General features: G+C 68.1%; 10 protein-coding genes. 9 read left to right on the top strand and 1 reads right to left on the bottom strand.

The features are described from left to right. Positions 1-10 precede the first annotated feature (10 nt). The 8 genes from nirB (ABLE92_RS04765) to ABLE92_RS04730 are packed head-to-tail and all read left to right on the top strand — an operon-like array spanning position 11 to position 12,225. Entirely contained in the window at positions 11-2,620 is a 2,610-nt protein-coding gene (gene nirB, locus ABLE92_RS04765; protein WP_348803512.1) for a nitrite reductase large subunit NirB, read from the top strand. 15 nt (positions 2,621-2,635) lie between these two features. Further along, a complete protein-coding gene (nirD, locus tag ABLE92_RS04760; RefSeq protein WP_348803511.1) occupies positions 2,636-3,016 on the top strand; it encodes a nitrite reductase small subunit NirD in 381 nt (126 codons plus the stop codon). Further along, the gene (locus ABLE92_RS04755; protein WP_348803510.1) at positions 3,013-4,173 is read left to right on the top strand and encodes a uroporphyrinogen-III synthase; all 1,161 of its coding nucleotides are present in this window, start codon (positions 3,013-3,015) and stop codon (positions 4,171-4,173) included. The genes nirD and ABLE92_RS04755 overlap by 4 nt, the downstream gene beginning before the upstream one ends. After that, positions 4,166-4,897, top strand: a complete 732-nt coding sequence (locus ABLE92_RS04750; RefSeq protein ID WP_348803509.1) for a sirohydrochlorin chelatase — start codon at positions 4,166-4,168, stop codon at positions 4,895-4,897. Before ABLE92_RS04755 ends, ABLE92_RS04750 begins: the two co-directional genes overlap by 8 nt. 5 nt (positions 4,898-4,902) lie before the next feature. After that, positions 4,903-9,009: a bifunctional nitrate reductase/sulfite reductase flavoprotein subunit alpha gene (locus ABLE92_RS04745; protein WP_348803507.1), complete on the top strand. Its 4,107-nt coding sequence runs from the start codon at positions 4,903-4,905 to the stop codon at positions 9,007-9,009. Between the two features lie 53 nt (positions 9,010-9,062). Continuing rightward, positions 9,063-9,416, top strand: a complete 354-nt coding sequence (locus ABLE92_RS04740; protein WP_348803506.1) for a molybdopterin oxidoreductase — start codon at positions 9,063-9,065, stop codon at positions 9,414-9,416. After that, positions 9,416-11,917, top strand: coding sequence for a nitrite reductase large subunit NirB (gene nirB, locus ABLE92_RS04735; protein ID WP_348803504.1), 2,502 nt, complete (start codon positions 9,416-9,418; stop codon positions 11,915-11,917). The genes ABLE92_RS04740 and nirB (ABLE92_RS04735) overlap by 1 nt, the downstream gene beginning before the upstream one ends. Then, complete coding sequence (locus tag ABLE92_RS04730) at positions 11,914-12,225, top strand: Rieske (2Fe-2S) protein (RefSeq protein ID WP_348803503.1); 312 nt, start codon at positions 11,914-11,916, stop codon at positions 12,223-12,225. The genes nirB (ABLE92_RS04735) and ABLE92_RS04730 overlap by 4 nt, the downstream gene beginning before the upstream one ends. Positions 12,226-12,242: 17 nt before the next feature. Here ABLE92_RS04730 and ABLE92_RS04725 read toward each other — a convergent pair whose 3' ends face one another. After that, on the bottom strand, positions 12,243-13,676 hold the full coding sequence (locus tag ABLE92_RS04725; RefSeq protein ID WP_348803502.1) for a carotenoid oxygenase family protein: 1,434 nt from the start codon (positions 13,674-13,676) through the stop codon (positions 12,243-12,245). Positions 13,677-13,746: 70 nt separating this feature from the next. Here ABLE92_RS04725 and ABLE92_RS04720 point away from each other — a divergent pair, with 70 nt between their 5' ends. Beyond that, positions 13,747-14,307 (top strand): TetR/AcrR family transcriptional regulator, encoded by a 561-nt coding sequence (locus tag ABLE92_RS04720; RefSeq protein ID WP_348803501.1) that lies wholly within the window; start codon positions 13,747-13,749, stop codon positions 14,305-14,307. Positions 14,308-14,316 lie beyond the last annotated feature (9 nt).

Below are 14,316 nucleotides of genomic sequence, written 5' to 3'. Positions count from 1 at the left end.
GAGGATACCAATGTCGCAGCAGCACACCACATCCGATCCCCGCAGCACCACCGATCTCCACATCGCCGCCGATCTGGCCACCGTCGTGGTGGTCGGGCACGGCATGGTCGGTCACCGCTTCATCGAGGAACTCCGCCGCCGCGACGTCGCCGACACCTGCCGGGTCGTCGTCCTGAGCGAGGAACCGGTCGCGGCCTATGACCGGGTCGGCCTGTCCGGCTACGTCGGCACCTGGGAACCGGCGGCAATGGCGCTGCGCGGCAACGATTATCCCGGTGACGAGATGGTCGAGGTGCGTCTCGGCGAGTCGGCCACCGCGATCGATCGGGATACCCGCCGCGTGACGACGAGCAGCGGCGATGTCATCGGCTACGACACCCTGGTGCTGGCCACCGGGTCGTACCCGTTCGTCCCGCCGGTCGCCGGAGCGGATCATCCGCGCAGTTTCGTCTACCGCACCCTCGCCGATCTCGACGAGATCCGGGCGGCGGCCGAAGCAGCCGGTCCGGGCGCGCCGGGTGTCGTGGTGGGCGGTGGTCTCCTCGGCCTGGAAGCGGCCAATGCGCTTCGCCTGCTGGGAATGTCGCCGCATGTCGTCGAGTTCGCGCCGCGTCTGATGCCGCTGCAGGTCGACGACGGTGGCGGCGCGCTGCTGGCCGGGTTGGTCACCGACCTCGGTCTGAGGGTGCACACCGGGGTGTCCACCACGGCCATCGCCGACGCCCCCGACGCATCCGCGCCGGGCATGCTGGAGGTCACACTCTCCGACGGCAGCGTGCTCGACGCCGCGCTCGTGGTCTTCTCCGCGGGCGTCCGTCCACAGGACCGCCTGGCCCGCGACGCCGGCCTCGAGGTCGGTGAACGCGGCGGCATCATCACCGACAGCCGTTGCCGCACCGGCGATCCCGCCATCTACGCCATCGGCGAGGTGGCCGCGGTCAACGGCCGCTGCTACGGTCTCGTCGCACCCGGCTACACCATGGCCGCCATCGCCGCCGCCGACATCGTCGACGTCGCCGACGAGGAGTTCACCGGCGCTGACATGTCCACCAAACTCAAACTCCTCGGCGTCGACGTGGCGAGTTTCGGCGACGCGATGGCCACCACCCCGGGCGCACTGGAGATAGTCCATTCCGATCCGGTGGCGGGCACCTACAAGAAACTGGTCATCTCCGATGATGCCCGCACCCTGCTCGGCGGCATCCTGGTCGGCGACGCCGATGCCTACGCGATGCTCAAACCGATGGTGGGACACTCACTTCCGGGTGATCCAGCCGCGCTGATAGCGCCGGCCGGCGGCGCGTCGGAGGGTATCGGCCTGTCGGCGCTGCCCGACGATGCGGAGATCTGCTCTTGTAACGGGGTGTCCAAGGGTGCCATCTGCGGCGCCATCGCCGAGGGCTCCTGCACGGTGGCCGATCTCAAGAAGTGCACCGGCGCCGGCACCACCTGCGGCGGCTGCGTGCCCTCGCTGACCCGGTTGCTCGCCGAGTCCGGCGTCGACCTGCCGACGGCCCTGTGTGAACACTTCACCCAGTCGCGGGCCGAACTCTTCTCGATCGTCGCCGCGACCGGTATCCGCACCTTCTCGGAGTTGTTGAGCCGCTTCGGCACCGGACGTGGATGTGAGATCTGCAAGCCGACCGTGGCGTCGATCCTGGCCTCGACGTCCAGTGATCACATCCTCGACGGCGAGCAGGCCGCCCTGCAGGACACCAACGATCACTTCCTGGCCAATCTGCAACGCAACGGCACCTATTCGGTGGTGCCCCGCATGCCGGGCGGCGAGGTCACCCCCGAGCAGCTGATCGTGATCGGTGAGATCGCCCGCGATTTCGGTCTGTACACCAAACTCACCGGCGGCCAGCGGATCGACATGTTCGGTGCGCGGGTCGAACAACTCCCGCTGATCTGGCGACGGCTCGTCGACGCCGGGATGGAATCCGGTCACGCCTACGGCAAGAGTCTGCGCACGGTGAAGAGCTGCGTTGGGTCCACCTGGTGTCGGTACGGTGTGCAGGATTCGGTCGCGATGGCCGTCCGGCTGGAGACCCGCTATCGGGGCCTGCGGTCGCCGCACAAGCTCAAGTTCGGCGTCTCGGGCTGCGCACGCGAATGCGCGGAGGCGCGCGGCAAGGACGTCGGCGTGATCGCCACCGAGGCCGGCTGGAATCTGTATGTCGGCGGCAACGGCGGCCAGAACCCGGTCCACGCGCAGCTGCTGGCGTCCGGGATCGACGACGACACCCTGATCGGCTACATCGACCGGTATCTGATGTTCTACATCCGCACCGCCGATCGGCTGCAGCGCACCGCGCCGTGGCAGCAGGCCTTCGACGGTGGCCTCGACAAGTTGCGGGAAATCATCTGCGACGACACCCTGGAGATCGCCGGGGACCTCGAAGCAGCCATGGAACGTCACGTCGCCGGCTACCGAGACGAGTGGGCGGCCGTCCTCGACGACGAGGACAAACTCCGCCGATTCGTGTCGTTCGTCAACGCCCCGGACACACCCGACCCGACGATCGCCTTCGACGACACCGGCGCCCGTAAGGTTCCAGTACTCCTCGGTGCACCGGCAGTCCGCGCCGGCGCCCGAGATCAGCCCACCACCATCTGAGAGGCAATCCCGACGATGACCATCATCGAATCGCGCACCTGGGTGCATGTCTGCCCGCTCGCCGACCTCGTTCCCGGCCGCGGTGTCGCCGCCCTGCTCGATGACCGGCAGGTGGCGGTCTTCCACCTCGGCACCGACGAGTCCGGAGCCCCCGACATCCGCGCGGTGGGCAACATCGATCCGTTCGGACGTGCCGCGGTCATGTCGCGCGGATTGGTCGGCGACCGCGACGGTGTGCCGACCGTCGCATCACCCCTGCTCAAGCAGGTCTTCTCGCTCGACGACGGCGAATGCCTCGATGACGCGACCGTCGCACTCCCGGTGTACGCGGTGCGCGTCGTCGACGGTGACGTCCAGATCGGCTACGCGGACACCTCGACGGTGGACCCTCGGTGACCGCTCCCACCGACCTCCCGCTCGCCGGCGCCACGATCGGTGTGACCGCGGCGCGACGGGCCGACGAATTCGCCGCTCTCCTCGAACGGCGCGGCGCCCGGGTGATGCACGCCCCGGCCATCCGGATCATCCCGCTCGTCGACGACGACGAGTTGCGTCACGCCACCGAGGCCGTGCTCGCCGACCCACCCGACGTCACCGTCGCCACCACCGGCATCGGGTTCCGGGGGTGGGTGGAGGCGGCCGACGGCTGGGGCCTGGCCGACGACCTCGTGACCTGCCTGGGCCGCACCCGGGTCCTCGCCCGCGGCCCCAAGGCCAAGGGTGCGGTGCGCGCCGCCGGGCTGCACGAGCAGTGGTCGCCGCCGAGCGAGTCCTCCTCCGAGCTGATCGAGGAACTGCTGAACGAGGGCGTCGACGGGCTCCGGGTCGCGGTGCAATTGCATGGGGCGACCACCGAATGGGAGCCACTGCCCGACCTCGCGATGGTGCTGCGCGAGGCCGGCGCCACCATCATCCCGATCCCGGTGTATCGGTGGGTTCCGCCGGACAACCCCGAACCGATGACGCTGATGATCGACGCGGTCGTGGGTGCCGCCCTCGATGCCATCACCTTCACCTCAGCCCCGGCGGTGGCGTCCATGCTGGGACAGGCCGACAAGCTCGGCGTGCTCGAATCGTTGCTGCACGCGATGCGCACGCGCGTACCGGCGTTCTGTGTCGGCAACGTGACCGCCGGTCCACTGCAGGCGCTGAGCGTGCCGACCATGCAGCCCCAGCGTTTTCGTCTCGGCGCACTGGCCCGGCTCATCGCCGACGAGGTGCCGCGGCGGGCCCGCACGTTTCACGTCGCGGGCTCCGAGCTGACCGTGCGCGCCTCCGGCGTGGTGATCGACGGCACTCCCCGCGAGCCCTCGACCACCGGGCTGGCGTTGCTCCGTGCCCTGACACAGATTCCGGGACAGGTGATCTCGCGCCCCGACCTCCTCGATCATCTGCCCGGGGGCGGTACCGACACCCACGCGGTGGAGATGGCGGTGACGCGTCTGCGCGGTGCGCTGGGCAACCCGAAGATGATCCAGACCGTGGTCAAACGTGGCTATCGGCTCGCCGTCGACCTCGAATACGACGAATCGGAAGGAGAAGACGATGACTGACCACGTTCCGCGCAACGGCGTTCACGAGACCGCACCGCGGGCACCGATCATGGTGGCCCACGGCACGCGTTCACCCCACGGAGTCAACACCGTCGCCCGCCTTGCGCAACTGACCTCCGAGCGCATCGGCGCCACCCGCGTCGCATTCGTCGACGTGCTCGGCCCGTCACCGTCGGAACTCCTCTCCGACGAGGCCGCGCCTGCCGTCGTCCTGCCCGCCTTCCTCTCCTCGGGATACCATGTGCGACAGGATATTCCCGATCACGTGCTGGCCAGCGGGCACTCCGACGCGGTGGTCGCGGCCAACCTCGGACCCGACCCCGTCCTCGCCGACATCATGGTCGATCGTCTGCGTGAGGCGGGCGCGCGGCCCGGCGATCGCGTGGTGATGGCCGCGGCCGGCTCGTCGGACCCGCAGGCGCTCGCCGAGGTCGAGCGTGCCGCAGCGTATCTCGCCGATCGGGTCCACGTCGAGGTTCCGGTGGGCTACATCGCCACCGCACGACCGGGGATCGCCGACGTGGTGTCGGCGGTGTCGCGTCGGCGCCGTCGGGTGTTCATCGCGTCATATCTGTTGGCTCCCGGGCTCTTTCACCAGAAACTACATTCCCTGGGCGCCTCGGGAGTGGCCGCTCCGCTCGGCGCGGACCCCCGGATCGCCGACCTGATGGCCGCCCGCTACCGGGATGCATGCGTCGCGGCCGGCCACCGGCAGCGGGTGTGACGGTCATGTCCGAGGTCCAGTCCTTGTGCGCCTACTGCGGTGTGGGGTGCGGGATGGTGCTCAAGGTCGACGATTCGCCGTCCGCGCCACGCACCCGGGTGATCGCGAAAACCGTGGGACGCAAGGATCATCCGACGAACTTCGGTCGCCTTTGCACCAAGGGCTCGACGACCGCCGACATGCTGGCGGCACCGGGTCGGATGGAGAAGGCGTCGCTGCGCACCGACCGCTCGGCCGACCGGGAGGCGGTGGCGCTGTCCGACGCCATCGACCACGCGGCCGGGCGACTGCGCGCGATCGTCGACGAGCACGGCCCGGACTCGGTGGCGCTCTACGTGTCCGGGCAGATGTCGCTCGAATCGCAGTACCTGTCCAACAAACTCGCCAAGGGCATGCTGCGCTCGGTGCACATCGAATCGAACTCGCGACTGTGCATGGCGAGTGCGGGGACCGGATACAAGCAGTCGCTCGGCGCCGACGGGCCACCCGGGTCCTACCAGGACTTCGACCACGCCGACCTGTTCCTGGTGATCGGGTCGAACATGGCCGACTGCCACCCGATCCTGTTCCTGCGCATGATGGAACGGGTCAAGGCAGGCGCGAAACTGGTCGTGGTCGATCCGCGTCGCACCGCCACCGCCGAGAAGGCCGATCTGTTCCTCCAGGTGCGCCCCGGCACCGACCTCACGCTGCTCAACGGGCTCCTGCATCTGCTCATCGCCGCCGACGCGGTCGACCACGACTTCATCGCCGAGTTCACCGACGGCTTCGACGCCATACCCGACTTTGCCGCGGACTACCCACCCGCCGAGGTCGAGCGAGTCACCGGAGTGCCCGCCGCGGACGTCGAGACCCTCGCCCGCTGGATCGCCGAGGCCCCCGACTGGATGAGTTGCTGGACCATGGGACTCAATCAGAGTACCCACGGCACCTGGAACACCAATGCCCTCTGCAATCTGCACCTGGCGACCGGCGCGATCTGCCGGGTGGGCAGCGGACCCTTCTCCCTCACCGGACAGCCCAATGCGATGGGTGGACGCGAGATGGGATACATGGGGCCGGGACTGCCCGGTCAACGCTCGGTCCTCTCCGAGGCCGACCGCGACTTCACCGAGGACGCGTGGGGTCTGCCCCGCGGCACCATCCGCGCCGAGGTCGGCCGGGGCACCATCGACATGTTCGAGAAGATGGCCGCGGGTGAGATCAAGGCCTGCTGGATCATCTGCACCAATCCCGTTGCCAGCGTCGCCAATCGCGCCACCGTCATCGAGGCGTTGCAGCGATGCGAGCTGGTGATCGTGCAGGATGTGTTCGCCAACAACGAGACCCTCGCCTACGCCGACGTCGCACTGCCCGCCGCGATGTGGACCGAATCCGACGGGGTGATGGTCAATTCGGAACGCAACCTGACGTTGTATCAGGCTGCCGTGCCACCGCCGGGTGACGCGACACCGGACTGGGAACTCATCGCCCGCGTCGCGCGCGCCATGGGATACGCCGAGTCGTTCGCCCATTCCGATGCCGAGGACGTCTTCACCGAGATCCAACGGTTCTGGAATCCGTTGACCGGCTGGGATATCCGGGGGGTGTCGTACGATCTCCTGCGCCGCACCCCGGTGCAGTGGCCGTGCCCGCCCGACGATCCCGACGACCGTCATCCGGTCCGCTACCTCAACGACGGTCGCAGCCAACGCATGCTGACCCGCGGCGACGGTTCCCGTCCTCGGCTCGCGTTCCCAACCGCTGACGGCCGGGCCGTGTTCCACGCCCGCCCCGGGCTACCACCGGCCGAGATGCCCGACGACGCTTTCCCGTTCGTCCTCAACACCGGTCGACTGCAACATCAGTGGCACACGATGACCAAGACCGGCCGGGTGGCCAAACTCAACAAACTGAACCCGGCCCCGTTCGTCGAGATCCACCCCGACGACGCCGCGGGTATGTCGGTACAGGAAGGTGACCCGGTTCGCGTGTCCTCCCGCCGCGGCCAGGCGGAGCTACCGGCCGTGGTCACCGACCGGGTACGCTCCGGCACCTGCTTTGCACCGTTTCATTGGAGCGACATGTTCGGCGAGAACCTCGCGATCAACGCCGTCACCAACGACGCCGTCGACCCGGACTCCCTGCAACCGGAGTTCAAGGCCTGTGCGGTGGCACTCACGCCGGCGCCGGCAGCGCTCGGTTCCCGGACGCCGGATGCCCGACCCCACGAGGCCGGCACCCCGAGCAACGCCCTCGCCGAGGCGCTGGGCATCGGCCCCGTCGCGCCACCGGCGTTCGATCCGGTCGCCGGCTCGTATCTGGCGGGTGTGCTGACCGGCCTCGCATCATCGGCGGCCCATCCCGGCGTCCCGACCCTGCCCGCCGACGCCCCCCTGTCCGAGCGTGACCGGGCATGGGTGAACGGCGTTCTGGCGGGGACGTTCTCGCGTACGGCCACGCAGTCCGCGGCCGATCACTCCACCGGTGACGCGCCGTCGCCGGATCGGCCCGCCGTGGCGGTCCTCTGGGCGTCGCAGACCGGCACCGTCGAGGACTACGCGCCCACCGTCGTGGACGCACTGACCTCGGCGGGGATGACCGGAGATCTGCGAACCCTCGACGAGGCCGGGCTCGACTCCCTCACCTCCGGCGGCACCGCACTGTTCGTGACCAGCACCACCGGCGACGGCGATCCGCCCGACAATGCGAGCGCCATCTGGGACCGGCTCAGCGCCGCCGACGCACCCTCGCTGTCGGCGCTGCGCTATTCGGTGCTCGCCTTCGGCGATCCCAGCTACGACGAGTTCTGCGGCTTCGGCCGCAAACTCGACGCGCGCCTCGCCGAACTCGGCGCGACGCGCCTGGCCGACCGCACCGACTGCGAACCGGAGTTCGAAGACAGTGCCGCCGCCTGGCTGCACACCGTCACCGAGAACCTCGCGGCGGCGGACGCCGTGACGTCGTCCGCCCCATCCCCCGCCCCGGCGTCTGCGCAACCGTCGTCCACGCGGCCGGCGGGCTACGGCCGTAAGAACCCCCTGCCGACGCGGCTGATCCGCAATACCGTCCTCACCGGCGCCGGATCGCAGAAGGATGTGCGCCAGATCGGGTTTGCGCTTCCCGAAGGAACACTCACCTACACCGCGGGCGATGCCCTCGGGGTGATGCCACGCAACGGTCCGGCACTGGTCGAGCACGTCCTGGACCTCACCGGCCTCGACGGATCGTCGGTGGTCACCATCGGCGGCACCGACATGGACCTGCGCATGGCGCTACGCGACACGCTCGACATCGCGCGACTCACCCAGCCCCTGGTGTCGTTCGTCGCGCAGCGGTGCCGGTCCGAGGACCTGCATCGGCTCGCCGGCGCCGAGCGCGCCGCGTTCGACGATTGGTCGTGGGGCCGACAGCTCGCGGACCTGTTGGGCGAGCACAGAATCCGTGCCTCCGTCGACGACTGGCTCGCCGTGCTCACCCCGCTTGCCCCACGCCAGTATTCGATCTCGTCGTCGCCACTGGAGGATCCCGGCGAGGTGCAGTTGACGGTGTCGGCGGTGCGCTACAACGTCCACGGGGTGCCTCGCCATGGGGTCTGCTCGACCTATCTCGCCGATCACGCCGCCGACGACGAGATCGGTGTGTGGGTCGCGCCGTCGGCGCATTTCGGTCCGCCGGCGGAATCGGACACGCCGATGATCATGGTGGGACCGGGCACCGGCATCGCGCCCTTCCGCGGGTTCCTCCGGGAGCGTCGCGCACTGGGCCACACCGGAAAGAACTGGCTGTTCTTCGGTGAGCAACACGCGGCCACCGACTTCTACTATCGGGACGAGATCGAGGGCTTTCACGCCGACGGCCTCCTCACCGACCTCGACCTCGCGTTCTCCCGTGATCAGGACCGCAAGATCTATGTGCAGGACCGGATGATGGCCAAGGGAAAGCAGTTGTGGGAGTGGCTCAACAACGGTGCCCACTTCTACGTCTGCGGCGATCGGACCCGGATGGCCCGCGACGTCGACGCCGCCCTGACCGCCGTCGTCGCCCAACATGGAAAACTGTCCGGTCCCAGCGCACAGGCCTACGTCAAGGCCCTGTCCGCCGAGAAACGCTACGTCCGCGACGTCTACTGACCAGCTTCACCCGACCCAGCCCACCATCGACCCATCGAAGGACGGTTCCCACCATGAGCGATGCCAGCACACCGCGATTCCTGCAAGGCCGATTCCCGTTCACCGGCGACGGCTTCGACAGTCTCGCACCGATCGACGAGTCACTGACCCTCACGGTGTCCGACGGAAAGACGCTGCAGGCGGTCTACTTTCGCGGTGGTAACAGCAGCGACGAACTCGTCACCGTCGCACTGCTGCGCGGCGGTGTGCCGGTCCGGTACTTCCCGATCGGCGCGAAGGGCGCGACGCACGTCCCGCTGCGTCTGGTCGAGGATTTCGATGCCGGCGAGGTGGTGGAGTTGCACGTCACCGCGGACAAGAGCACCACCGGCACCCTGATCATCGACCTCGGTCTGGTCGAGTTCTGATGTTGGCCAACACTTCTCACCCACCACGGCCCGACCGCGCCTCGCTGGTGGTGATCGGCAACGGGATGGCCGGCGCCCGTGCACTCGAGGAGATCCTCGCACTCGGTGGCGCCGAACAGTTCGCCATCGTCGTCTTCGGCGACGAACCGTACGGCAACTACAACCGCATTCAGCTGTCCAATGTGCTGGCCGGGTCGGAGTCCCCGGACGGCATCTATCTCAACAGCCTGGCCTGGTACGACGACAACGACATCGAGTTGCGTGCCGGCGTCCGCGTGGTGCGCATCGACACGTTCGCGAAAAGGGTGTTCGCCGACGACGGTTCGATCGTCGCCTACGACAAACTGATCATCGCCACCGGCAGCCGGGCCTTCCTGCCACCCATCGACGGCCTCTGGGTCGACGACACCACGTTGGTGTCCGGGGTGTTCGGGTTTCGTACCCTCGACGACACCACCGCGATGATCGACTATGCGCCGGGCCGGGCGCGCGCCGCGATCGTCGGTGGCGGATTGCTCGGGCTGGAAGCCGCACGCGGACTTCAGAACCGGGGCGTGGCGGCCACGGTGATCCATTCCGGCCCGGTGCTGATGAACGCCCAACTCGACGAGACCGGCGGCGCGGTGTTGCGCCGCGCCATCGGCGACATCGGCATCGACGTGGTGACCGACAAGCGCACCACCACAGCATATTCCGACGAGCACCACACGATCACCGGCATCGGCTTCGCCGACGGTACGACCCTCGACTGCGACATGCTGGTGCTGTCCACCGGCATCCGCCCCAATGTGGGGCTGGCCCGGGGCGCCGGCCTTACCGTGGAGCGTGCCATCGTCACCGACGATCACATGCGCTCGATCGATGACGACGATGTCTATGTCGTCGGTGAATGTGCCCAGCATCGCGGCCAGGTGTACGGCCTGGTGGCCCCGTTGTGGGAGCAGGCGAAGATCCTCGCCGCACACCTGACCGGACATGACCGCACCGCCGCCTATCACGGTTCGCGGACGTCGACGAAGCTCAAGGTGGCCGGTGTCGACGTCGCGCAGATGGGCGTCAAGCACCCGGAGCATCCGGACGACGAGTTCGTGCAGTTTTACGAGCCACGTCGCGGCGTGTACAAGACCGTCGTGATCCGCGACAACCGATTGATCGGCGCGACCCTCGTCGGCGACGTCAGCAAGGTGTCGTTTCTGTTGCAGGCCTTCGATCAACGTACGCCGCTTCCGGATGAGCGGGTGTCGCTGATGTTCGATCTCGGCACCCCCGACGCGGACACCGGAGTCGCCGAACTCGCCGACGACGCGCAGGTGTGCAACTGCAACGGCGTCGACAAGGCGACCATCGTCGGGTGCGTGTCGGCCGGCACCACCTCGGTGGCCGGTGTGATGGCGCAGACCCGCGCCGGGAAGGGGTGCGGGTCGTGTAAGTCGTTGGTGTCCCAGATCGTCGAGTGGGCCGCCGGTGACGCCGTCACCGAGGATCCGTCGGCGAACTGGTATGTGCCGTGCATCCCCTACGAGAAGCCGGAACTGATGCGGCTGATCCGTGAACTGCGGTTGCATTCGGTCACATCGGTGTTCGCCGCCCTCGCGCCCGACGGCGCCGAGGACGCCAACTCCAAGATGGCGTTGTCGTCGTTGCTGGAGATGATGTGGGGCGCCGAGTTCGTCGACGAACGCGCCGAACGTTTCATCAACGACCGCGTGCACGCGAACATCCAGCGCGACGGCACGTTCTCGGTGGTCCCGCAGATGAAGGGTGGGGTCACCAGCGTCGACCAGCTGCGCACCATCGCCGACGTCGCCGAGAAGTACGACGTCCCGATGATCAAACTCACCGGCGGACAACGCATCGATCTCCTTGGCATCCGCAAGGAGGATCTACCCAAGGTGTGGGCCGATCTGGACATGCCGTCCGGATACGCCTACGGCAAGAGTTTCCGCACCGTGAAAACCTGTGTGGGCATGGACTTCTGCCGCTTCGGCGTCGGCGACTCCACCGCGCTGGGTATCGCCCTGGAAACCCGCTTCCAGGGGATCGCCGGACCGGCAAAGATGAAACTCGCGGTCACCGGCTGCCCCCGCAACTGCGCCGAGGCACTGTGCAAGGACCTCGGCGTGGTGGCCATCGACGGCGGCCGCTGGGAGATCTACGTCGGCGGCGCGGCGGGTGCGCACATCCGCAAGGGTGATCTGCTCGCGACCGTCGACACCCCCGAGGAGGTGATCACGCTGACCGGACGATTCCTGCAGTTCTACCGCGAGAACGCGAAATGGCTGGAACGCACCTACGCGTGGGTGCCGCGGTACGGCATCGAACGAATCCGGGCCGCCGTCGTCGACGACGACGATGGTATTGCCGCCGAACTGGATTCGCGCATGCAGGAATCCGTGGACGCCTACCGGGATCCGTGGCTCGACGGCAGAGACCCGGTCACCCCGGGCCAATTCCGTTCGGCGCTACCGCTTCTGCCGCTACCGCAGGTGCCGGTCCGATGACCGAACATGCCGTCGCGAGACTCGACGAGATCCCGCCCGGCGAGGGACGCGCCTTCGGGGTCGGCGACCGTCAGATCGCGGTGTTCCGGCTGCGTGACGACACGCTGCGTGCCCTCGACGCCGTGTGCCCCCATCGGGGCGGTCCCCTGGCCGACGGACTCCTCGACGCGCGGGTCGTGGTGTGCCCGTTGCACAATCACACCTTCGACCTGTGCAGTGGAGCGGAGATGGCCTTCGGCGGGTATGCGACGACGTCGTATGCGGTGCGGGTCGACGAGACGGGTACGGTGCACGTCGACGTCGGGTGAGGTGGGCTGCGGCTCACCTACTGCGATGCGGTGAACGCCCCGTGAAAGGTCATCGGCACGTGATGCTCGAGTGTGGCCGTGGCCACCGGCCCGCGGCCCGGATCATCGGCCGGCAGCACCAGCAGGCGGGAACGCCGCAGGGCCGGAACATGTTCGAGGCTCAGCAGCCATCCCTGCCCCTCGGCCCCGTCGGCGTCGGGGTCGGCGGCGAACAACGGCTCACACACCGTCGCGCCGTCGTCGACGGTGTAGCGGCCCGATCGCCCGCTCCGGTGATCGATGGTCACGATCGAGTCCGGCTCCCCACCGGTCCGGGACGCCTCGGCCACATAGGAGTACCGATGCTCCCTGGTGGCGCGACGAGGGTCGAGTTGGGGGAACTCGCATCCGTTCTCGTGCACCGTCTCTCGTGTCGCGGTGGCCCGTCGGCGGTCGATGCGGAGCCTGGTCAGCGTTCCGCCGAACGCCGATCCCATGTTGCCGCGATAGTCACGCAGGTACTTGTTCCATCCGGACCATCCGTCTTCGAACTCGTGGGTGACGATCTCGGCGATGACCTCGTCGCCGCTGTCGTAGGCGTTGGTGACGTGGAAGTTGAACATCGCGTCGCACTCGATCGTCGTGGGTGCGGCCCCGTCGCGGGGGACGAGGACGATGGTGGTGCCACGTTGCGGTTGATAGGACAGCGCATCGTCGAACGGCCGCAGTCCTAGTGCGACGGGGATCGGTCGTCGGACCACCAGTGGCCCCAGGATGAAGACCATGTGCCGCTCGGTGAGCGCGAAGTCGTGGACGAATCCGAGGGTGCGGATCGGGACGGTCCGGACCGGGAACATCTGACCGCGGACCAGCCGATAGCAGCGGATCACCGGGCGCGGGAAGAAGTCCAGTCCGAAGTTGAAGACCTCGCCCGTCGTCGGATCGACCTTCAGGTGGGCGGAGAAGGCTCCGAGCCGCTTGAGCGCTCCGCCGAACGACTCCGTGCCGAAGGTCTCGAGGGTGTCCGGATCGAGGTGATGCGGGCGTCCGCCCTCCCAGAGCGAGTACAGCGCGTCGTCATGGACCAGCACGCTGGTGTTCGACGTGTTGCACGGGAAGCGCAGTGCGTTGGCGAGCGGACCACCCGCCCGCTGGGTGCAGAAACCCCGTGGCGGCGCGCCGGTTTCGTTGGTGTGATGGTAGGCACGGGTGCGGACGTAGCGATTGCGATAGTGCACGCCGGAGGGCGTGAGGGCGATTCGCGAGACCATCCCGTCGCCGTCGAAGATGTGTCCCATGGGATGTCCGCCGACGTCGAGCCGGCCGGGGCCGATCCGATAGAGGACCCCGCGCAGCGTCTCGGGGATCACACCGTCGATCTCGCGCACCTGATAGTCGCGCTCCACGCGCTGAGCGTCCCAGGGCGACTCGCCGGTGTCGGTGCGGGGCTCGGCGTGAAGTGAGTCGGTCATGGTTGAAGCATCGCATACTTGAGACAGTATTGGACAGTGTGTCTCAGATCGGCTCGCTAAGATTCTCCCCATGCCACAGAACGACCGGGTCACGGGCGCGGCGCGCGCAGTCATTCGGCGCGTCGGTGTGGGTGCACTGACACTCGCCGCCGTCGCCAAGGAGTCCGGGCTGAGTCGCGCCACGGTCTACCGCCGCTTCGCGTCTCGCGATCAGTTGATCTCCGCGCTGATCGACGCCGAACTCGATGCGCTGGAGAGTGTTCTCCTGACCCGTCTGCGCTTCGCCGACGAACCACGCGAGACCGTTCACATGCTGGTGCGCGAGGTCCTCGACTTCAACGCCACCAACGAGATCGTCCAGGCCGTCCTGCGCTTCGACGGGGCGGCCCTGACGCCGTGGATGATCCGCACTCCCGATCACCGGACCATCGTCGACATCGTCACCGACCGCTCGCTGGCACATGTGGAGGGCTCGGAACTCGCCGGCCACCTGCAGCCCGATCCGCGGACGGCGATGGAGTTCATGGTCAGCGTGACCTTCGCGGAGTTGCTGTCGCCGGGCCGGTTTCTGACGCACGCGGCGATCGCCGCCTATGTCACCGATGCGGTGTGTCCGCGGCCACCGGAGTGAATGGTGCCC

This window comes from Gordonia oleivorans, assembly GCF_040044975.1.
In the GTDB taxonomy this organism is placed as follows: Bacteria; Actinomycetota; Actinomycetes; order Mycobacteriales; family Mycobacteriaceae; genus Gordonia; species Gordonia oleivorans.
Note: the sequence above shows the minus strand (reverse complement) of the source record. Positions and strands in the feature narration are given on the sequence as shown.